Here is a 21,218-nt window from a genome sequence, read left to right as displayed (position 1 = left end):
CGGTTTTGGTTATAATCGTGCGCAGTCTAAACAGGGACGTCTCATGAAAAAACGCTTTGTAACCTTGCTCGCCGCCGCGTTGCTGGCGGGTTGTGCCACGGTGGATACCCAGGATGAAACCCGTGGCTGGTCGGTGGATCGCCTGTATTCCGAGGCGCACGACGAGCTCAATGGTGGCAACTACACTCGCGCCATCAAACTGTATGAGACCCTGCAGGCCCGTTACCCGTACGGCAAGCACGCCCAGCAGGCCCTGATGGAAGAGGCCTACACCCATTACAAGGATGCCGAACCGGAGCTGGCCATTGCTGCGGCCAACCGTTTCATTCGTCTGTACCCTACCCACGAGAGCGTGGACTACATGTACTACCTCAAGGGCCTGGTGTACTACAACGACGATGATTCCTTCCTGTCGCGCATGACCGGCCAGGACATGAGCGAGCGCGACCCGAAAGCGGTACGCGAGTCCTATGCCGCCTTCCGCGAACTGGTGGCGCGCTTCCCGCAGAGCAAGTACGCCGAAGATGCCAGCATCAAGATGCAGCGTCTGGTTAGCGCACTGGGTGGCAACGAAATGCACGTGGCGCGCTACTACATGAAGCGTGGCGCCTGGATGGCGGCGATCAGCCGTGCCCAGATAGTAGTGAAGGAATACGCCAACACCGGTTACAACGAAGAGGCGCTGGCCATCATGGTGGCCGCCTACGACAGGCTGGGCATGAAGGCGCTGAGCGAGGACAGCCTGCGTGTACTGCAGCTGAACTACCCGCAAAGCCAGTACCTGAAAACCCCGTGGCAGACCCAGGGTATGCCGTGGTGGAAGTTCTGGAGCTGATGCCAGGCAATGCAAACGGCACCGCAAGGTGCCGTTTTTGTTTCTCTGGTCGGTAATTGACAACGGCGCCCGCGGGCGCCGTTGTCTTGTTCTGCTTGTCGGGCGGGGCGCTTACACGGCGTCCTCGCCGGTTTCGCCGGTGCGGATGCGCACCACTTGCTCCACCGAAGTCACGAAAATCTTGCCGTCGCCGATCTTGCCGGTGCGGGCGCTGTTGACGATGGATTCGATGGCGCGATCCACCAGATCATCGGCAATCACCACCTCGATTTTCACCTTGGGCAGGAAGTCCACCACGTATTCGGCGCCACGATATAGCTCGGTATGCCCCTTCTGGCGGCCAAAGCCCTTTACCTCGGTAACGGTCAGGCCATTAATGCCAATCTCGGACAGCGCTTCGCGCACTTCGTCGAGTTTAAACGGCTTGATGACGGCTTCTACCTTTTTCATTTTCGCAACTCCTTGATTTTTCTTGGCTAACCGGGTGGGCGGCATCGCGGCTGTCAGACAATAATCTGGATGCGGCCTTAAAGAAATGCATGTTTTCGTGTATTATGGCGCGCTTTCCTGATCCTTGTCTCTCCTAGTTGCGGGAATCCAATGTCGCACATTCTCAAGCTGCGGGGCGGTGCCGCCCTGTCCCAGTTCCGACTTGAAAAACTCCTTCAGGCTGCACGCGAAGCCGGTCTACCAGACCTGACTATCGCCGCCGAATACTGGCACTTTGCCGAAAGCGAAGCGCCGCTGACCGAGCAGCAAGTCGCCGTTCTGGAAAAACTGCTGACCTATGGCGAGCCGCCGCTGGCGCAAGAGCCGGCCGGTGAGTTGTTCCTGGTTACTCCGCGTCTGGGTACGCTGTCGCCGTGGGCCTCCAAGGCTACCGACATCGCCAGCCATTGCGGGCTGGAAGCCATCCAGCGCATCGAACGCGGTATCGCGTATCGCGTGCAGTCCGCCACCGCATTGAACACTGAGGCTCGCCAGCGTCTGGCGGGCCTCTTGCATGACCGCATGACCGAAACCGTGCTGGGCTCGCTGGACGAAGCCAGCCGCCTGTTCGTGCATGTGGATCCGCAGCCGCTGTCCACCGTGGACATCCTGGCTGGCGGCAAGGCCGCGCTGGATGCGGCCAACGCCGACATGGGCCTGGCCCTGTCGCCGGACGAAGTGGACTACCTGGTGGAAAACTTCATCAAGCTGCAGCGCAACCCCACCGACGTTGAGCTGATGATGTTCGCGCAGGCCAACTCCGAGCACTGCCGCCACAAGATCTTCAACGCCCAGTTCATCGTGGACGGCGAAGAAAAGAGCAAATCGCTGTTCCGCATGATCCGCGACACCCACGACGCGCACCCGCAGGGTACCCGTGTGGCGTACAAGGACAACGCTTCGGTAATCGACGGCGCCACCATCGAGCGCCTGTACCCGCAGCCGGGCAGCAACACTTACGCCTTCAGCGAAGAGCCGACCCACATCCTGATGAAGGTGGAAACCCACAACCATCCGACCGCGATTTCCCCGTTCCCCGGTGCCTCCACCGGCAACGGCGGTGAAATCCGCGACGAAGGCGCCACCGGCCGCGGCTCGCGCCCGAAGGCGGGTCTGACCGGCTTCACCGTTTCCAACCTGAACATCCCGGGCTTTGAACAGCCGTGGGAAAGCCCGGATTACGGCAAGCCGGGCCGCATCGCCTCGGCACTCGACATCATGATCGAAGGCCCGATCGGCGGCGCTGCGTTCAACAACGAATTCGGTCGCCCGAACCTCACCGGCTACTTCCGTACCTTTGAAGAAGACTTCCAGGGCGAGCGTCGCGGCTACCACAAGCCGATCATGATCGCCGGCGGCCTGGGCAGCATCCAGGAACAGCAGATCTTCAAGAACGAGATTCCGAAAGGCGCACTGCTGATCCAGCTGGGCGGCCCCAGCCTGCTGATCGGCCTGGGAGGCGGCGCGGCATCCTCCATGGATACCGGTGCCAACAGCGAAAACCTGGACTTTGATTCGGTACAGCGCGGCAACCCGGAAATCGAACGCCGTTGCCAGGAAGTGATCGACCGCTGCTGGCAGCGCGGTGCGGCCAACCCCATCGTGTCGCTGCACGACGTGGGCGCCGGCGGCCTGTCCAACGCCTTCCCGGAACTGGTGAACGACGCCGGCCGTGGCGCCATCTTCCACCTGCGCAAGGTGCATCTGGAAGAAAAGGGCATGACCCCGATGCAGATCTGGTCCAACGAATCGCAAGAGCGTTACGTGCTGGCCATCCTGCCGCAGGATCTGGATATCTTTACCCAGATCTGCGAACGCGAGCGCTGCCCGTTCGCCGTGCTGGGCGTGGCCACCGATGACGGCCACCTGCAGGTGCGCGACGACTACTTCGACAACAACCCGGTGGACATGCCGCTGAACGTACTGCTGGGTAAGCCGCCGCGCATGACCCGCGACGTGAAGAGCAAGGCAGTGACCACCGCCGCGTTCAACGCCGCACAGTACGGGCTGAAGGAATCGGCCTACCGCGTGCTGCACAACCCGACCGTTGCCGACAAGAGCTTCCTGATCACCATCGGCGACCGTACCGTGGGCGGCATGACCGCGCGCGACCAGATGGTAGGCCCGTGGCAGGTGCCGGTAGCCGACGTGGCGGTGACCACCATGGGCTTCAACACCACCCTGGGCGAAGCCATGGCCATGGGTGAGCGCACGCCGACCGCACTGTTCGATGCGCCGGCTTCCGGCCGCGTGGCGGTAGGCGAATCGCTGCTGAACCTGGCTGCGGCCAACGTGGGCGAACTGGGCAACGTCAAGCTGTCCGCCAACTGGATGGCTGCTGCCGGCCACCCGGGCGAGGACGCCAACCTGTACGCCACCGTGCAGGCCGTGTCGGAAATCTGTCAGCAGATCGACGTAAGCATTCCGGTAGGCAAGGACTCGCTGTCGATGAAGACGGTATGGCAGGACGGCGACGACAAGAAAGCCGTTACCGCACCGCTGTCGGTAATCATCTCCGCCTTCGCACCGGTTGCCGACGTGCGCAAGACCGTTACCCCGCAGCTGCAGGCCGCCGACAGCGCGCTGCTGCTGCTGGACCTGGGCGCCGGCAAGAATCGCCTCGGCGGTTCGGTATTCGGCCAGGTATGGAAAGACATGTCCGGCCAGGCGCCGGACGTGGACAGCGCCGAGCAGCTGGCCGCGGCCTTCACCGTAATCCAGACGCTGGTGGACGATGGCAAGCTGCTGTCCTACCACGACCGTTCCGATGGCGGCCTGTTCGCCACCGTGGCCGAAATGTGCTTTGCCGGCCACCTGGGCGCGCAGATTGAGCTGTCGGTACTGACTGGCGGCGATGCGGCCAAGGTCAATGCCGTGCTGTTCAACGAAGAGCTGGGCGCGGTGCTGCAAGTAGCTGCCGATGAAATCGACAACGTGCTCAAGCGTTTCGACATCATGGGCCTGTCGCAGCTGGTAACCGTGATCGGCACACCGTCCGACGACGGCGTGCTGCGTCTGGTACACGGCGACATCGAGCTGCTGGCCGAAAGCCGCGTAGCCCTGCAGCAAGCCTGGTCCGAGACCAGCTACCGCCTGCAGCGCCTGCGTGACAACCCGGCCGGTGCTGACAGCGAATACGCGCAAATCGCTGACACCGCATCGCGCGGCCTGTTCGCCGAGCTGACCTTCGACACCGAAGACAACCCGGCAGCACCGTACATCGCCACCGGCGCACGCCCGCGCATCGCCGTGCTGCGAGAGCAGGGCGTGAACGGCCAGATCGAAATGGCTGCCGCCTTCACCCGCGCCGGCTTCGAGGCGGTGGATGTGCACATGTCCGACATCATCGCCGGCCGTGTGCAACTGGCCGACTACAAGGGCCTGGCGGCCTGCGGCGGCTTCAGCTACGGCGACGTACTGGGAGCGGGCGAGGGCTGGGCGAAGAGCATTCTGTTCAACAGCCTGGCACGCGAACAGTTCGAGGCCTTCTTCGGCCGCGGCGACACCTTCGCACTGGGTGTATGTAATGGCTGCCAGATGATGTCCAACCTGTCGGATATCATCCCGGGCGCACAGTACTGGCCGAAGCTGAAACGCAACGCCTCCGAGCAGTTCGAAGCCCGCTTCGCAATGGTGGAAGTCACCGAGTCGCCGTCCATCTTCCTGCAGGACATGATCGGCTCCAAGCTGCCGGTAGTGGTATCGCACGGCGAAGGCCGCGCGGTATTCGCGCCGGGCCACCAGCAACAGGTAATCACCGCACTGCGCTACGTGGACTTCAACGGCCAGCCGACCGAAACCTACCCGCTGAATCCGAACGGTTCGCCGGCAGGCATCACCGGCGTTACCACGCCGGACGGCCGCTTCACCATCATGATGCCGCACCCGGAGCGCGTATTCCGCAGCGTGCAGAACAGCTGGCACCCGCAGGGCTGGGGCGAAAATGGCGGCTGGTTCCGCATGTTCGCCAGCGCCCGCCGCTGGATCGGCTAAGCCGCGTTTCTTCCCGGCTGGCAGCCGCCAGTCCGGGCAGCAACAGCAAAACGCCGCGCCTCGTTATCGAGCGCGGCGTTTTTTATGAGTGGAGGCATATCCGGATTATGCAGCAGCGGGCAGGGCGTCCCCCTCCTTGCCCGTGCTGCCTGCCTAGTTGTAAGCCACCGAAATCACGTCTGCCGTACCATCCTCGCTCACCACCCGTGCCTTGGAAACAAACTGGGTGTTATCCATGCCGGCACAACTCGGGCCGGACTGCACTTTACGTGCGGCCAGGTAAGCGCGATTGTTGGCAGCGTAGTAGGCCAGATCGCTGGCATTCGTCTCGCAAGGTGCTTTTACCAGTGCGCCACGAAAATGGATCACGCCGCCATTAGCGTACGTTGCGGTGGCAGTCAGGCACATCGGTATTGCCAGGAGTAAAAACTTTTTCATTGCACGCCTCCTCATGAAATCTGCCTTTTGCATCAAGTAATAGTTATCGAAGTTGTAATTTGCCTTCGGTAACAATTCATGAGGTGGATTCTAGTTGAAACTTGTTAAGTTTCAACTGTAAATAATTATACCTATGACATATCTATAACTATATTTATCGAATATTGTTGATGGAAAATTCTTCAATATCGGTGTAGGGCTGACGCACGATGGCAGCTAGCATCAGTTAGTGTTGGGGAAACCAAGCAGAAGAGCTGGCAATAACGTGCATGCATTTCATGTCTATCGTTAAATAAATACAAATATTTCGGACAAATATCAATGAGTTGCATGCACTTCCCTTGGGCGGAAATCATCGCCATGGTTCGACTGATCTATGCAGCAAAACCTTGGTGGAGTCGTGCTGGTTTTTCCAGATTGTTTTGGCGCGAGCCAATGGCGGCAAAATGGGGAAATTCATTTATAGAAATAAGCGGAAAAATGAAGACCAGGGGAATATTTCGCGGGGTGATTAATAAGTAATCTTGCTAACCGCCAGTCAGTTTGTCCGTGGTGCGTGTGCCACAACTGTGATCATCCATTGGCCATTCAAGAAGCGAGAAACGTGATATGGCCATTTTGCTGAGCAAAAAATTGCCAACAGGCAGTCGCGTGCAACACGGTAACCATCGTTTTATTACACGGAAGACGAGCCACTACACATCCGAGCCTGTGTTGTGAAGATGGCCATAGACAGGAACCTGGTTTAGCCTTGGTCGTCATCGGTGTGATGGAACTGTGCGATAGCCCAAGTAAGGGCACACGAAGGGAAAGGGCGAAAGTGCATCCACTGCGCGCATAATATTTAACATAATAAACATTATGCGACGTAAACACTAAACCCCTTGGGGGGCTTTTTCAGTGTTCTGGCTGGGGTTCGCCAGCATCCGTCAGCACCATCAGACCGGCGATGGCCAGCCTGCCAGAAGCCACATCGTTCCTGGCTTTTCTCGCGTTACATGTTGGCCGCAGCAATGACTTCCAGTGGAATGCCTTGCCGCTAGGTTCACTAGATTTACGAGGCATTAACAACAAACAATGCGGTTAACGATAAGTCGTTTATAAGAAAAAACCCATAGATATCAATGCCACCCAAACTGGATCATGCACTGGCTATCAATTGTTGATCTTAAGGTGTGCATCATGCAGATTGGCCATCTCGACTCGCTGGCGGCGCTGGCTGGAGCAAAACGTAATGAAGCTGGGCAGCAAGGTTTGCACAAGAAGCAAAGCCTGGTTGGCGGCGATCCGTTCGAGCAGCTGGTAACAGCTTGCGGCAACAATCGAAAGCTGGCGGAAGCGCTTGTGGCTTACGAATCTATCGAACATGGCCGTGCAAGTCGGCGGCATGCAATCACGGCAGCGCTCTGCCGTATCCGGACCTATCAGCGCTATAACCGCCTGCTTGCCGCTGCGGATGGCGTGGCACCTGTACTAGTTTCCGTGACGTAGCGCTGGCATTGCCCGCATGCTCTGCGGGCAAAAAAATACCTCCTGAATCGTCACGCTCAGGAGGTCTTGTAAGGTGCGGCTATTGCCGCGATTCCTGAACTGCCAGCGAGGAACGCTCAGTAATCCAAGAACTGCTTGCATGATACGTTGCCAGTGCCTTCGCGACTATTCGTAAAAATACCTAGCAGCCTTCTGTGGCGGCTTTCAAAGCTGACTCAAGCGCCGAGAAATCACTTAAAGTCCTGATTTTATTAAACATAATCCCAGCCTCCGCGTAGTTGCGCTGCAGCATTTTCAGCCATTGCTTGCTACGACTGACAGCATAGTTATCGTTGGCTGCGCGCTGCTGACATTGCAATGCCATATCGCGCAACCACGGCAGCATTTCCACCCAAGGCATAAGAGGCAAGCGTTCGCCGGTTTGCTGCATGTGCTGGATGCGCAGGGCAAGGTCCGGCGCCGATACCAGCCCCCGCCCGATCATTACCGTTTCGCAGCCACTGATGTCACGTATCGCCAGGTAGTCTTCCAGAGTCCAGACTTCGCCGTTGGCAACCACCGGTATGGCTACCGCCTCGCGTATCCGGGCCAGCCACTCCCAATGCGCCGGCGGCTTGTAACCTTGTACCTTGGTGCGTGCGTGCACGGTCAGTTCATTGGCGCCCGCACTGGCAATGGCCTGGGCGCAAGCCAGGGTAAGGCTGGTATCTTCATACCCCAGACGCATCTTGGCGGTTACCGGTGTGCTCGCCGGCACGGCATCCCGCACCGTCTTGACGATGGTATGCAACAGCTCTGGCTCCTTGAGCAGCACGGCACCACCGCGATGGCGGTTGACAGTAGGTGCCGGGCAGCCAAAATTCAGGTCGACGGAGGATGCTCCCAGCTCGGCAGCGCGCACCGCGTTGGCCGCAAGGAACCTGGGGTCGGAGCCCAGCAGTTGCACACGCAGTGGTGTGCCTGCACGGGTGGCGGATTGGTTGTGCAGCTCGGGGGCCAGCCGGTAAAACGCCCGGCTTGGCAACACCGAACTGGTTACGCGCACAAATTCGGTAACGCACAAGTCGATGCCGCCAATGCGTGTCAATACGTCACGCATGATGTCGTCGACCAGCCCTTCCATGGGTGCCAGAACGATCTTCATGAAACCTGCCATAAATCAGAAGGTGCGAATTGTATACAAGCATGCCCTCGCCTACTACGCCGTTAATTGCGACTGCCGGCTTTCCGCGACCGGAGCGCCGGCGATACTTGACGGCGGCAGGCAAACAGTAGACTCTCGCCGCCTTTTTTGCGGCCAACTTGCAGGATCATCATGAGCGACAAACGCGCAATCATTATCGATACCGACCCTGGGCAGGATGATGCGGTGGCCATTCTGGCCGCCCTTGGCGCCCCGCAACTGGATGTGCTGGGCATTACTGCCGTGGCTGGAAACGTTGCTCTGGCACAGACCGAGCGCAACGCACGCATTATCTGCGAATGGGCCGGCCGGCCGGATGTGCCGGTGTATGCCGGCGCCGCCGCGCCGCTACTGCGCCCGCTGGTTACCGCCGAGCATGTGCATGGCAAGACCGGGCTGGATGGCGTGCCGCTGCATCAGCCAGAGATGCCGCTGCAGGCTGAGCATGCCGCCGACTTCATTGTCACCACCCTGCGCGAGCGCCCTGCCGGCACTGTCACGCTATGCGCGCTGGGGCCGCTGACCAATCTGGCCCTGGCGCTGCGCATGGCGCCGGATATTGCGCCGCGCATTCGTGAAATCGTGCTGATGGGCGGCAGTTACTTCGAAGGTGGCAACATCACGCCAGCAGCGGAATTCAATATTTATGTTGACCCGCACGCAGCTGACATCGTGCTGCGCTGCGGCGCGCCCATCGTGATGATGCCGCTGGATGTCACCCACAAGGCACGCAGTTCGGCCGCGCGCATCGGCTGGCTGCGCGCCCTGCCCAATCGTGCCGGCAACCTGGCGGCAGACTGTCTCACCACGCTGGAGCGCTACGATGTGCAGCGTTACGGCGAATTTGGCTCGCCATTGCACGACCCGACCGTGATTGCCTACCTGCTGCAGCCACAACTGTTCGGTGGCCGCCAGGTGAATGTCAGTGTCGAGCTTGCCGGCGAGCTGACGCTTGGCGCCACGGTAATCGACTGGTGGGGCATCAGCGGCCGTGCGGCCAACGTGCATTACCTCACCGAGGTGGATGCCGATGGCTTTTTCCGCCTGCTGGCCGATTGTCTGTCCACCCTGCCCTGAATCACCATGCCAACAACTACCTTGCTGCCCGGGCGCTATCGCCATTACAAGGGCAAATTTTATGAAGTACTGGGCGTGGCACGCCACTCGGAAAGTGACGAGCTGCTGGTGGTCTACCGCCCGCTGTATGGCGACATGGCGCTGTGGGTGCGCCCGCTGGCAATGTTTACCGAACAGGTGACAGTCGACGGCGTAACGCAACCGCGTTTCGAGCGGGTGGCGGACTAAGCCTGCCATGCTGATTTTCCGTACTGATCAATTCCCGCTGCCGTTGCCAGCCGGGCATCGCTTCCCGGCCGAGAAATACCGCATGCTGGCCGATGCCGTATCCGCACTGCCAGGCGCACACATGGACACCGCCCCGGCAGCCACCGACCGCGAGCTCAGGCTGGCGCATGCGGCCAACTACGTAGACAGCATGTTTGATGGCAGCGTGTCGCCGGGCATCATGCGCGAGATCGGTTTGCCGTGGAGCCGGGAGCTGGTAGAGCGCAGCGCGCGCTCGGTAGGCGCCACCATTGCCGCCGCGCGTAGTGCGCTGCTGCATGGCGCCGGTGTGAATCTGGCAGGTGGTACGCATCATGCCGGCTACGCCAAGGGTGGCGGTTTTTGCGTATTCAATGACGTGGCGGTGGCGATCCGCTTGCTGCAGCAGGAGGGGTTGATTCGCCGCGCCGCGGTGATTGATCTGGATGTGCATCAGGGCAACGGCACAGCCGAGCTGTTCCAGGGCGATGGCAGCGTGTTCACGCTGTCGCTGCATGGAGAAAAGAACTTCCCGTTCCGTCGGGTGGCGTCTACGCTGGATGTGGGGGTTGCCGACAACACCGGGGATGATGTTTATCTGCAGCTGCTGGATGACGCGCTGCGCACCCTGGCCGACAACGCCCAACCGGACATCGTGTTTTACCTTGCCGGTGCCGACCCTTACCTGGGCGACCGCCTTGGGCGCCTGGCTTTGAGCAAGGCCGGCCTGCTGGCACGCGACTGTCGCGTGTTCGACCTGTGCGAACAGCGGCAGTGGCCGCTGGCGGTAGTCATGGCCGGTGGCTATGCAGTGCCGATAGCCGACACGGTGGACATCCATCTGCAGACAGTGCGCGAGCTGCTGTCGCGTCATCACCCGAAAGGAGGTTGATCTCATGGAAATTGCCAAAGCCACGTTTGCCGGTGGCTGCTTCTGGTGCACCGAGGCGGTATTCCGCCAGCTTGACGGGGTGCTGGATGTACTGCCCGGCTACATCGACGGCCATCTGGACGATCCGGACTACGAGCGCGTCTGCCATGGCAACACTGGCCATGCCGAAGCCGTGGAACTGAGCTACCAGCCAGAGCGCATCAGTTATCAGACCTTGCTGGAAGTGTTCTTCCTGACCCACGACCCGACCACGCTCAACCGCCAGGGCCATGACATCGGTACTCAGTATCGCTCGGCAATCTTTACTCACGACCAGGCGCAACTACAGAGCGCACGTGACATGATCGCCAACCTGGAAGCCAGCGGGCGCTTTGATGCGCCGATTGTCACCGAAGTGAAAATGGCGCCGCGTTTCTATCCTGCGGAACATTTCCATCACGACTACTTTTCCCGCAATCAGACTGCCGGCTACTGCCAGGTAGTCATCGCACCTAAGCTTTACAAGCTGCACGAACAGCATCCGGAGCTGCTGAAAGCCTGACCGGCTGCGGGGTCGGCTGCGGCCAACCCCGTTCCACCTCCGCCCTCCGCTTTGTTTCGCCATCGGCTACAATGGCGCCATTGCCCGTCCAGACCGACGTCATTGCCGATGCCCGCCAGCAAGCCCCGCCCGCCTTATGCCTCCCTGTCCTTGCCGCAGCAATGGCGCCAGATGATTGGCGACCTGCCTCTGCGGGTAAAGGCAAGCTTCGTGTTGCTGTGGTTATTGCTGTCCATGGCCATCCTGCTGGCGGCGCTGTTCCTCACCGCCGAAAGCCGGCAGCAGCAGTTCAACGCCGCCACCCTGCATATCAAGAAAACACTGGAAGAACGGCTGCTGATCTGTGAAACCGCCATTTTCGGTTTTGCCGAACTGTCCGCAGCCAACCAGGGCAACGAACAGGCCCGGCTGCGCCAGTTTGCGCAGAACATCGGCAACCGCTATCCCTATATCCACCTGATCGGCCTGCAGCCGCGCGTCGGGCTGGCCGAACGCGAAACACTGGAGGCTGAAACCAGCTTCCAGCGCCGGCAGCCATTCCTGATCAAGGACTATCACCGCAACGATGGCGATGACTGGCGCAATGCCGCCTACTGGCGCCCGGCGCCGGCACGGCCGTATTACATTCCGCTGCTCAATGCCCTGCCGCTTGGCGACAGCCTCACCGGCGACATGTATGGCCTGGACATTGCCCATGACCGCATCCTGGGCAAAGCCGTAGAGCAGGCCATCCGCAGTGGCGAGATCGAGGTTACCCCGCCCTATACCCTGAGCAATGGCGAGCAGGGCTTCGGTTATCTCAAGGCCGTGTATACCGATGGCGCCGCGCCAGACACCATTGCCGAACGGCTGAACACTTTCGCCGGTGTCATCATGCTGGGCGTGCGGGCGCAGACGCTGCTGAACGTGCGGGGCGATGACAACCATCAGCTTGACTTGCGGCTGGTGGTCAACGGCCAGGCGCACCTGCCAACCGGTACCGCGTCGACACATACCCTGGGCTGGCTGCAACAGCAGCTGCTGCCGCCGCAGCACACCCAGCTGGCCATCGACCGCGATTACTTCCCCTACCGCCTGGAAGTGCGCCAGCTAAGCGGGCTGCCCAGTGTCTCCGTGTCCTTGTTGCTGCTGTCGCTGGGTACCGGCCTGCTGCTGACGTCGTTGCTGGTGCTGGTGGCCGCCTCGCAACACAACGAACGCCTGCAAAGCGAGCACTATCACGACACCCTGCGCCGCGAGCGGCAGCAGGCGCTGGTTACCCTGGAAAGCATCGACGATGCTGTACTGGTGGCTGGTGACGCATCGCGGGTGGAGTACCTGAACCCCAAGGCTGCGCTGCTGCTGGGCATGGCGCCGTCTGTGCTGGTGGGCCGGCCGCTGGCCGAGGTATGGAAGGTGCGCTACGAGCTGGCGCGCGAGGCCATCGCCGACCCGGTGGCCGCCTGCCGGCAGCAGCTGGACCGGGTGGCGCTGCCGGAAAACGCCTACCTGCTGCGCCCGGATGGCCAGGGCGCCTATATCGAAGGTACGGTGTCGCCGTTGCTGGATCAGGACGGCGCGCTGCGCAGCATCGTGATCACCTTCCGTGACATGGCGCCGCTGCGCCAGCGCATGGCCGAGGCACTGGAACGCAGCGAGCAGCGCCTGAAACAGCACCAGGCGGAGCTGGCACGGGTAGCACGTATCAACACCCTGGGCGAGATGACCTCCGGCATCGCCCACGAGATCAACCAGCCACTGTCGGCCATCGTCAGCTACAACGAAGCCTGCCTGAGCATGCTCGATGACGAGGAGCCGGACCGCATTCTGCTGAAGACCGCGCTGCTGTCGTCGGTCAAGCAGGCGCAAAGGGCTGGGCATATCGTCAAAAAACTAAGAGAATTCGTCGCCAGCAAGCAGGCCGACCTCACCGCGGTGGATGTGAACCAGGCGGTGCTCAATGTCATCACCCTGATCGAATCCGAGCTGCGCGATCACGACGTGACGGTAAATACCGACCTGTCCGGCACCCTGCCACGGGTACAGGCCGATACCATCCAGGTGGAGCAGGTGGTGATGAACCTGTGCAAGAACGCCATGGAAGCACTGATGGATGTCAGCGGCGAGCGCCGCTTGTTCATCTACAGCGAGCGTCGCGGCGGGCGCATCCGCGTTGGCGTGCGCGACAATGGCCCCGGCATGTCGGCGGACACCCTGCAGAAGATCTTTCAGCCATTTTTCAGCTCCAAGTCGCAAGGCATGGGGCTGGGGCTTACCATCAGTCATACCATTATCGAAAACATGGGTGGCGTACTCAGTGCCGGCAACCTGGACAGTGGTGGCGCCGAGTTCTATTTCGAGCTGCCCATGATCAAGCCGCAAGGCGAACCGGAAGGAGCAACAGCGTAATGCCTGCCATGACCCCGACGATTTTTGTCATCGATGACGACCCGGCCGTGCGCGACTCCCTGGCGCTGCTGATCGGCACCCAGGGCATGCGCGTGCAGACCTTCGAGCATGCCGAAGCTTTCCTGCAGAAATTCAATCCGGATGAAATCGGCTGCCTGGTGCTGGACATCCGCATGCCGCAGACCTCGGGCCTTGCACTGCAGGACATGCTGAACCTGCGCAGTGTGCAGATGCCGATCATTTTCATTACCGGCCATGGAGATATCGAAGAATGCCGCCGCGCCTTCCGTGGTGGTGCGGTAGACTTTCTCACCAAGCCGATCAACGCGCCGCAGCTGCTGGAAAGCCTGAAAAAGGCGATTCGTATCAGTATTCAGCAACAGGAGCAGATGGCCGCGACGCAAGAGGTGCGCCAGCGCCTGGAGCGCATCACCGACCGCGAACGGCTGATCCTGCGCCATGTGGCAGAAGGCCTGTCCAGCAAGGAAATCGCCCGCGAGCTGGACCTGTCGCCACGCACGGTGGAGGCGCACCGGGCCAAGCTGTTCGAAAAACTGGAAATCGACTCACTGGCCGAACTGGTGCGCTTCTACCTGCGCGCGCTGGATGCAACCCAGCCCGGCCAACAGTAAAACTGCAACATGACCCGACTCTTCAACAAAATCGGCCTGGTGGCTCGCCACGGCAAGCCGCACATCATCGAATCGCTGCTGAAGCTGGCCGCCCACCTGTCCGGCCGCGGCTTCCATATCCTGCTGGACCGGGAAAGCTGCGCCAGCAGCCCGATAGCGCACTACCCGCTGGCAGACCGGGACGACCTGGGCAAACTGGCCGATCTGGTGATCGTGCTGGGCGGCGATGGCACCATGCTGTCGGTGGCGCGTGTACTGGCGCCCTACCGCGTGCCCATGGTCGGCATCAACCAGGGGCGGCTCGGCTTCATGACCGACATCTCGCTGCACGAGATGCTGGACGCTGTGGATGGCATTCTCGATGGCCAGTTCGTGCCGGAAGAGCGCATCCTGCTGCACGCCTCGGTGATTCGCGAGGATGCCGAAGTGGTCAGCGCGCTGGCGCTGAACGACGTGGTGATCAGCCGTGGCTCGCTGGGCTCAATGATCGAATTCGAAGTGTTCGTCGATAACCAGTTCGTCTACAGCCAACGCTCCGACGGGCTGATCATCAGCACCCCCACCGGCTCCACCGCCTACTCGCTGGCCTCCGGCGGCCCCATCCTGCACCCCACGCTGCAGGCCTTTGCGCTAGTGCCGATCTGCCCGCAATCGCTGTCCAACCGCCCGATTGCCGTCAGCAACAACTGCGAGGTGGAATTCATGCTCACCCGCGGGCTGGACACCAAGGTGCACTTCGACGGCCAGTCGCACTGCGACCTGATGGAGATGGACCGCGTGATCATCCGCAGCTACCGCAACACGCTGAAGATCCTGCACCCGGTGGGCTACAACTACTACGACATGCTGCGTCACAAGCTCCACTGGGGCGAACGCCTGCTGTGAGGCCAACATGCTGTTATCCCTGAACGTCAAAGATTTCGTCATCGTCGATCAGCTGCAACTGGAGTTCGCCCCCGGCTTCACCGTGCTTACCGGTGAAACCGGCGCCGGCAAGTCCATCATCCTGGATGCGCTGGGCCTGCTGCTTGGCGATCGCGCAGAAGTGAGCCAGATCCGCGAAGGTGCCGAGCGCGCCGAGCTGTCCGCCCATCTCGACATCCGCCAGCAGCCTGACCTGCAGGCCTGGCTGGCCGACAATGAGCTGGCTGGCGACGACGGCGAGCTACTGATTCGCCGCATCATCGACCGCGGTGGTCGCTCGCGCAGCTTCGTCAACGGCCAGCCCGCCACCCAGGGCCAGCTCAAGACCATGGGCGACTACCTGGTGGATATCCACGGTCAGCATGCACACCAGTCACTGGTGCGTCCGGACGCGCAGCGCGAGCTACTGGACGCCTATGCCGGCGCCGGCCAGCTGGCGCGCGATGTGCGCGCGGCCTGGCAGAGCTGGCAACAGGCACGCAAGGCGCGCGAGGATGCCGACCGCCGCCAGCGCGAATCCGAAGTGGAGCGCGAACGCCTTACCTGGCAGATCGGCGAGCTGTCCGAACTGGGTCTGGCCGCCGACGAATGGCCACAGCTGAACCAGCTGCACAGCCGGCTGGCCAATGCCGCCGAGCTAGCGCAATCGGCGCAGGCGGCGGTGGATGTGCTGTCGGAAATGGATGGCAGCTGCCTGACTTTGTTATCCCAAGTGCAGAGCCGGCTGGGCAAGCTTTCCGGCTACGACCAGAGGCTGGCCGAATCGCTGGCGCTGCTGGATTCGGTGGATGCCGAACTGCGCGAGGTGGTGTACAGCCTGCGCGATTATGTCGGCGGCTTCGAGGACGACCCGGGTCAGCTGGTAGACGTGGAGGCGCGCATCCACGCGCTGATGAGTGCCGCCCGTAAATACCGCTGCCAGCCGGAAGACTTGCCCAAGAAACTGGCCGACTGGCAGCAGCAGCTGGCCGAGCTGGAAGCCGCCAGCGACATCGACGCGCTGAGCGTGGCGGAAAACGCCGCGCTGGCGCGCTACCGCGCTCATGCCGAGGCACTGTCCGCCAAGCGCCGCCAGGCCGCCGCCGAGCTGTCGGCGCGCATCGGCAAGGAAATGCAGCGCCTGGCAATGGAAGGTGCACGCTTCGCCATCGAGCTTTCCGCCGCCAGCGAACCCACCGCCCACGGTCTGGAAACCATCGAATACCTGGTGGCGGCCAACCAGGGCGGCACCCTGCGGCCACTGGCCAAGGTGGCATCCGGCGGCGAGCTGTCACGCATCAGCCTGGCCATGCAAGTGGTGATCAGCCAGGTGGCCAGCGTGCCGACGCTGATCTTTGACGAAGTGGACGTCGGCATCGGCGGTCGCGTAGCCGAAGTGGTGGGCAAGTTGCTGAAGCAGCTGGGCGAGCGCTACCAGGTACTGTGCGTTACCCATCTGCCGCAGGTAGCCTCCTGCGGCAACCAGCACTGGCGCGTCAGCAAGGCGGCGGAAGCTGGCCGCACTGTCAGCCGCATCACCCCGCTGGACGCCGAAGGCCGCATCCTGGAAATTGCCCGCATGCTGGGCGGCGAAGACATCACCGCCACCACGCGCCAGCACGCCAGTGAAATGCTGGCTAGCAATACCTGACGCGGCAATTTGCTACCGCTACCGCCCGGCCACGTGCCGGGCGTTTTCATGCTGCCGTGTCTTTATGTTGCCAGCCAGGCGCTGTACAGCTCGCCGTGCATCGGCACGCCGGATTCCTGGCGCAGTATCACCGGCTGGCTTTGCCAGCGCGCAAAACCGGCAGCGGCCAGCTGTGCGGCGAGGTAGGCCGGAGCATGGCTGTAGCGGCCGCTGCTGTTGAGGCGGAAGCTGGCCGCATCACTGGCCAGCAACTCGCTGGAAAACACCAGTTGCCCGCCGGGCTGCAGGCTGCGGGCAATGGCCGGCAGCACCGCTGACAGGTCGCCGATGTAGATGAAGGTGTCCATGCAGACCGCCAGGTCGAAGCATGCTTGCTGTGTTTGCAGCCAGCTGCCCAGCTCCGCCTGTTGCAGCGCGTGGTAGATGTGTTTGTTCCGTGCCTCGCGCAGCATGCCGGCGCTCAGATCCACGCCGGTCAGATGGCTGGCGTAGGGCCGTAGCACGGCGCCGATCAGCCCGGTGCCGCAGCCAAGGTCGGCGATACGCCAGCCGCCTTGCGGCCAACCCTGCTCCGCCGCCAGCGCGGCCACCATCGCCGGGCCCTGGTAGCTCAGCTCGCCCAACTTGCGCTCGAAGCTGCTGGAGAACTGGTCGAATGCCTGCTGCACGTAGCCATCGCTGCAGCGTGCCGGGGTGGCCTCGCCACCACAGGCGGCCAGCAGATGCCGCGCGATGGCGTTGTCCGGCTCCTGCTGCAGCCACTGCCGCAACAGCGCCTGCGCGGCCTCCGGCTGACCAATCTCGTGCAGCGCCTGCGCCAGGGTGGCCGGCGGGTGTTTGCTGGCGCCTTCGCACACGATGCCGCGGTAGTTGCATTGTTGTGCCAGCGCCGCCTTGCCGCCCGCCGCATGGTGGGCGGACAGCAGAAACCAGGCATCCGGCTGTTCCGGCTGCAGCTGCAGCGCCTGCAACCAGGCCTGCTCGGCCTGTTCGCCATTGCCCAGCGCCGCCTCGCTGGCGCCCAGATTGGTCCAGAAGAAATACTGCCCGCCATCGCGCGCCACGGCGGCGCGAAACGCCTCGGCCGCCTCGACATGCTGTTGCAGGCTGGCACTGACAATGCCAAGGCTGAACCACCAGGCGGCAGGTGCGCTGTTCGCCGCCACTGCCTGCTGCAGCCACGGCAGCGCCTCGGCATCGCGCCCTTGCTGATGCAGCACGCAGCCAAGCCAGTGCTGTGCGGCGGCATCATGCGGAGAGGCAGCAAGATGCTGGCGGTACAGTTGCTCGGCGCCAGGCAGATCACCGGCAATGTGTAGACGCTGGGCGGTATGGAACAGGGAATCGGAGGCGGGCATGGTGTGACAAGCGGCGTGGCAAGGCTGTCACTATATGAATTTTGTGCGGAGACGGCCAGCGGGAAGCCATTTGTAGGGAGGAAGCCCAAAGAGCGTTCCGCCAGCATGCGTGCAGACCCCGGATGCGCCAGTGGCTTATCCGGGCTACGGGTGGTGGGCTTGCCCCTGGCCTTGCGCCGCCCTGCTGCGCTACTTCACCGCTGCCACGAAGTCGGCGAATGCTGCCACCAGCCGATCCACATCCGCGGTGGTGGTGTCCGGGCACACCAGAATCATGTTGTGGAACGGGGTGATCAGCAGGCCGCGATTGAGCAGGAACAGGTGCACGATGTGCTCCAGCTCGCTGTCCAGAATCTTGTCCGCCTCGCTGCCGTTGACTGGCGGCACGGCGGTGAACTGGAACTCGGTACGCGCGCCGATCTGGGTGACGCACCACGGCAGCTGATGCTGCGCGATAACGCCACGCAGCCCTGCGGCCAACCTTTCCGCCAGGCCGAACATGTACTGGTAAGCACTGTCGGTCATCACCTCGGCAAGATTCGCCCGCATCGCCGCCATCGCCAGCAGGTTGGCGGTGAGCGTGGTGCCGATGCCGCTATGGCCGGGTGGCGCGCTGCGCTTGGCCTCTTCGGCGCGGCGGGCGGTCTGCTCGCTGAAGCCATACACCGCGCACGGCACGCCTCCGGCCACCGGCTTGCCGACCACGAACAGGTCCGGCTGCAGGCCGTGGGCGCGGGTGTAGCCGCCGGGGCCGCTGCTGATGGTGTGGGTTTCGTCGATCAGCAGCAGCGTGCCGTAGCGCTGGCACAGCGCCTGCGCCGCCTGCCAGAAGCCCGGCTGCGGCAGCACCATGCCGATATTGGTCATTGCCGGCTCGGCCAGCAGGCAGGCTACCTCGCCATCCTGCAGCGCGGCTTCCAGCGCCGCCAGGTCGTTGAACTCCACGCTGCGGGTGTGCTGGGTGATGTCGTACACCTGGCCCAGCAGACTGTCGCGGGTCTGCGGCTTGCCGTCCACCAGGTCGACGAACACGTCATCCACCGTGCCGTGATAGCAGCCGTTGAAGATCAGCACCTTGCTGCGCTTGGTGATCGCCCGCGCCCAGCGGATGGCAAAGCGGTTGGCGTCCGATGCCGACAGCGCGAACTGCCAGTACGGCAGGCCGAAGCGGCGCGCCAGCTCCTGCGCCACCCACACGCCGTCCTCGCTGGGCAGCATGGCGGTGTAGCCGCGCTGCGCCTGGCGGGCGATGGCCTCGGCTACCGGCTTGGGGCTGTGGCCGAACATGGCGCCGGTGTCGCCGAGGCAGAAATCCACGTAGTGGTGGCTGTCGGCGTCGGTGAAGCGCGCGCCCTGCGCCGCTGCCACGTATAGCGAAAACGGCGTGGACCAGTCGTTCATCCAGTGCAGTGGCACGCCGAACAGCAGGTGGCCGGCGGCACGGGATGACAGTTCGCGCGAACGCGGCATACGGCTGATGAAGGTATCGCGCTCGGTCTGGTACAGCGCCTGGGCCTTGTCCCAGTTGATGCCATGGCGGATGGTCATGGATCACTCCTTGGTATGTTGTGTCGATTGCGGCCAACGTTGGCCGCAGGCAGGCGTTAAACGTGCAGCTGCAGGTGCTCGCGCTCCCAGGCGGTAATGCCACGATTGAAGGTTTCGAATTCCTTCTCCTTCACCGCGCAGAACGCCTGTACGAATTCCTCGCCCAGGATCTCGGCCAGCTCCGGGCAGTCCTGCATCAGCTCCACTGCGTCTTCCAGGCTGCGCGGCAGCTCGTAGTCCAGGTCGTAGGCGCTGTCGTTCATCGGCGCGGAAGGCTCGATCTTGTTCACCATGCCCAGGTAGCCGCAGGCCAGGGTGGCAGCCATCGCCAAGTAGGGGTTCACGTCCACGCCCGGCACGCGGTTTTCCAGCCGGCGCGCGGCGGGGCCGGACGGCGGGATGCGGATGCCACAGGTGCGGTTGTCGTAGCCCCATCGCACGTTGATCGGCGCGGCGGTGTGGCGGCTCAGGCGGCGGTAGCTGTTCACGTACGGCGCCAGCATCGGCATCGCCTGCGGCAGGTATTTCTGCATGCCGCCGATGTGGTGGAAGAACAGCTCGGTGGCGCTGCCATCGGCGTTCGAGAAGATGTTTTCACCGCTGTCGCTGTGCACGATGCTCTGGTGAATGTGCATGGCGCTGCCCGGTTCGCCTTCCATCGGCTTGGCCATGAAGGTGGCGAAGATATTGTGACGGTAGGCGGTTTCGCGCACCGCGCGCTTGAACAGGAATACCTGGTCAGCCAGTGCCATGGCGTCGCCGTGGCTGAAGTTGATCTCCATCTGGCAGGCGCCCACTTCGTGGATCAGCGTTTCCACATTCAGCTTGGCCGCTTCGCAGAAGGCGGACAGCTCCTGGAAGAAGGGGTCGAAATCGTTTACCGCATCGATGGAGAACGACTGGCGGCCAACCTCGGAGCGGCCGGCGCGGCCGGATGGTGGGCGCAGCGGCTCATGCGGATTGTTGTTCTGGCGGATCAGGTAGAACTCCATCTCCGGCGCCACCACCGGGCGCCAGCCACGGTTTTCGTACAGCTTCAGCACCTTGCGCAGCACCGCGCGCGGCGAGATGCCCACCGGGCGGCCATCGAAATCCTCGCAGTCGTGAATCACTACCGCCACCGGCTCGATCGCCCACGGCACCAGGCGGATGGTGGACGGGTCCGGGCGGCACACCATGTCCGGGTCGTTGGCACCGGCAAAGCGCTCGAACTCGGCAAACTCGCCGTTCACGGTGATGGTAAGCACCGCCTTGGACATTTTCATGCTGTCCTCGGCTAGGAACAGGTTCTTGGGCACGATCTTGCCGCGCGCTACTCCGGTCATGTCCGGAATCACGCACTCCACTTCGTGGATCTGGTGCTCGCGTATGAACGCGGCGAGTTGTTCATTCATGGTCGTTCTCCTCCGGTGTTGCCTTATTTGTATTCCGGGCGCCTCGAAAAGCCCTGATTTTTAAGCGAGACAAGGCGCGAGCGAAAAATGTCGCCGCCGCATATGCGTTGATATGTAAGGAGACATTTTTCGTGAGCAACGCAGTATCGCGACGAAAGC

Annotated in this window: 18 protein-coding genes; 12 read left to right on the top strand and 6 right to left on the bottom strand. The window is 62.2% G+C overall.

Features of this window, described 5'->3' with window-relative positions; genetic code table 11:
- Positions 1-43: 43 nt before the first annotated feature.
- A complete protein-coding gene (locus ACFOKJ_RS03275) occupies positions 44-835 on the top strand; it encodes an outer membrane protein assembly factor BamD (RefSeq protein ID WP_390276622.1) in 792 nt (263 codons plus the stop codon).
- Positions 836-946: 111 nt separating this feature from the next.
- On the opposite strand, the gene ACFOKJ_RS03270 is transcribed toward ACFOKJ_RS03275, so the two are convergent.
- Complete coding sequence (locus ACFOKJ_RS03270; protein WP_390276620.1) at positions 947-1,285, bottom strand: P-II family nitrogen regulator; 339 nt, start codon at positions 1,283-1,285, stop codon at positions 947-949.
- A 150-nt stretch (positions 1,286-1,435) separates the two neighbouring features.
- On the opposite strand from ACFOKJ_RS03270, the gene purL reads away from it, so the two are divergent.
- Positions 1,436-5,317 (top strand): phosphoribosylformylglycinamidine synthase, encoded by a 3,882-nt coding sequence (gene purL / locus ACFOKJ_RS03265; protein WP_390276618.1) that lies wholly within the window; start codon positions 1,436-1,438, stop codon positions 5,315-5,317.
- Positions 5,318-5,470: 153 nt separating this feature from the next.
- On the opposite strand, the gene ACFOKJ_RS03260 is transcribed toward purL, so the two are convergent.
- Entirely contained in the window at positions 5,471-5,755 is a 285-nt protein-coding gene (locus ACFOKJ_RS03260) for a hypothetical protein (protein WP_390276616.1), read from the bottom strand.
- Between the two features lie 360 nt (positions 5,756-6,115).
- Here ACFOKJ_RS03260 and ACFOKJ_RS03255 point away from each other — a divergent pair, with 360 nt between their 5' ends.
- Both ACFOKJ_RS03255 and ACFOKJ_RS03250 read left to right on the top strand, forming a co-directional pair.
- Positions 6,116-6,277 (top strand): hypothetical protein, encoded by a 162-nt coding sequence (locus tag ACFOKJ_RS03255; RefSeq protein WP_390276614.1) that lies wholly within the window; start codon positions 6,116-6,118, stop codon positions 6,275-6,277.
- A 660-nt stretch (positions 6,278-6,937) separates the two neighbouring features.
- On the top strand, positions 6,938-7,246 hold the full coding sequence (locus tag ACFOKJ_RS03250) for a hypothetical protein (protein WP_390276612.1): 309 nt from the start codon (positions 6,938-6,940) through the stop codon (positions 7,244-7,246).
- 181 nt (positions 7,247-7,427) lie between these two features.
- Here ACFOKJ_RS03250 and ACFOKJ_RS03245 read toward each other — a convergent pair whose 3' ends face one another.
- Positions 7,428-8,390 carry a tRNA dihydrouridine synthase gene (locus ACFOKJ_RS03245; RefSeq protein ID WP_390276610.1) on the bottom strand — a complete coding sequence of 321 codons (963 nt, stop codon included), beginning with the start codon at positions 8,388-8,390 and terminating at the stop codon, positions 7,428-7,430.
- Between the two features lie 171 nt (positions 8,391-8,561).
- Between ACFOKJ_RS03245 and ACFOKJ_RS03240 the strand changes: the two genes are divergently transcribed.
- The 8 genes from ACFOKJ_RS03240 (at position 8,562) to recN (ending at position 16,759) form a co-directional block, all read left to right on the top strand.
- Positions 8,562-9,506, top strand: coding sequence for a nucleoside hydrolase (locus ACFOKJ_RS03240; protein WP_390276608.1), 945 nt, complete (start codon positions 8,562-8,564; stop codon positions 9,504-9,506).
- Between the two features lie 6 nt (positions 9,507-9,512).
- Positions 9,513-9,734: a DUF1653 domain-containing protein gene (locus tag ACFOKJ_RS03235; RefSeq protein WP_390276606.1), complete on the top strand. Its 222-nt coding sequence runs from the start codon at positions 9,513-9,515 to the stop codon at positions 9,732-9,734.
- Positions 9,735-9,741: 7 nt separating this feature from the next.
- On the top strand, positions 9,742-10,644 hold the full coding sequence (locus ACFOKJ_RS03230; RefSeq protein WP_390276604.1) for a histone deacetylase family protein: 903 nt from the start codon (positions 9,742-9,744) through the stop codon (positions 10,642-10,644).
- A 4-nt stretch (positions 10,645-10,648) separates the two neighbouring features.
- Complete coding sequence (gene msrA, locus ACFOKJ_RS03225; RefSeq protein ID WP_390276602.1) at positions 10,649-11,185, top strand: peptide-methionine (S)-S-oxide reductase MsrA; 537 nt, start codon at positions 10,649-10,651, stop codon at positions 11,183-11,185.
- 108 nt (positions 11,186-11,293) lie between these two features.
- Positions 11,294-13,573, top strand: a complete 2,280-nt coding sequence (locus tag ACFOKJ_RS03220) for an ATP-binding protein (protein ID WP_390276600.1) — start codon at positions 11,294-11,296, stop codon at positions 13,571-13,573.
- Positions 13,573-14,205, top strand: a complete 633-nt coding sequence (locus ACFOKJ_RS03215) for a response regulator transcription factor (protein ID WP_390276598.1) — start codon at positions 13,573-13,575, stop codon at positions 14,203-14,205. The genes ACFOKJ_RS03220 and ACFOKJ_RS03215 overlap by 1 nt, the downstream gene beginning before the upstream one ends.
- Before the next feature lie 9 nt (positions 14,206-14,214).
- Positions 14,215-15,090 carry an NAD kinase gene (locus tag ACFOKJ_RS03210; RefSeq protein WP_390276596.1) on the top strand — a complete coding sequence of 292 codons (876 nt, stop codon included), beginning with the start codon at positions 14,215-14,217 and terminating at the stop codon, positions 15,088-15,090.
- A gap of 7 nt (positions 15,091-15,097) precedes the next feature.
- Entirely contained in the window at positions 15,098-16,759 is a 1,662-nt protein-coding gene (recN, locus tag ACFOKJ_RS03205) for a DNA repair protein RecN (protein ID WP_390276594.1), read from the top strand.
- A gap of 62 nt (positions 16,760-16,821) precedes the next feature.
- On the opposite strand, the gene ACFOKJ_RS03200 is transcribed toward recN, so the two are convergent.
- The 3 genes from ACFOKJ_RS03200 to ACFOKJ_RS03190 all read right to left on the bottom strand — a co-directional run bounded on the left by ACFOKJ_RS03200 (position 16,822) and on the right by ACFOKJ_RS03190 (position 21,059).
- On the bottom strand, positions 16,822-18,117 hold the full coding sequence (locus ACFOKJ_RS03200; RefSeq protein WP_390276592.1) for a tetratricopeptide repeat protein: 1,296 nt from the start codon (positions 18,115-18,117) through the stop codon (positions 16,822-16,824).
- Between the two features lie 189 nt (positions 18,118-18,306).
- Positions 18,307-19,665, bottom strand: coding sequence for an aspartate aminotransferase family protein (locus tag ACFOKJ_RS03195; RefSeq protein WP_390276590.1), 1,359 nt, complete (start codon positions 19,663-19,665; stop codon positions 18,307-18,309).
- Positions 19,666-19,721: 56 nt separating this feature from the next.
- Positions 19,722-21,059, bottom strand: a complete 1,338-nt coding sequence (locus ACFOKJ_RS03190) for a glutamine synthetase family protein (protein ID WP_390276588.1) — start codon at positions 21,057-21,059, stop codon at positions 19,722-19,724.
- Positions 21,060-21,218 lie beyond the last annotated feature (159 nt).

The sequence above is a fragment of the Vogesella amnigena genome, from assembly GCF_042648905.1.
Taxonomy (GTDB): Bacteria; Pseudomonadota; Gammaproteobacteria; order Burkholderiales; family Chromobacteriaceae; genus Vogesella; species Vogesella amnigena.
This window is presented reverse-complemented; position numbering and strand designations above follow the sequence as displayed.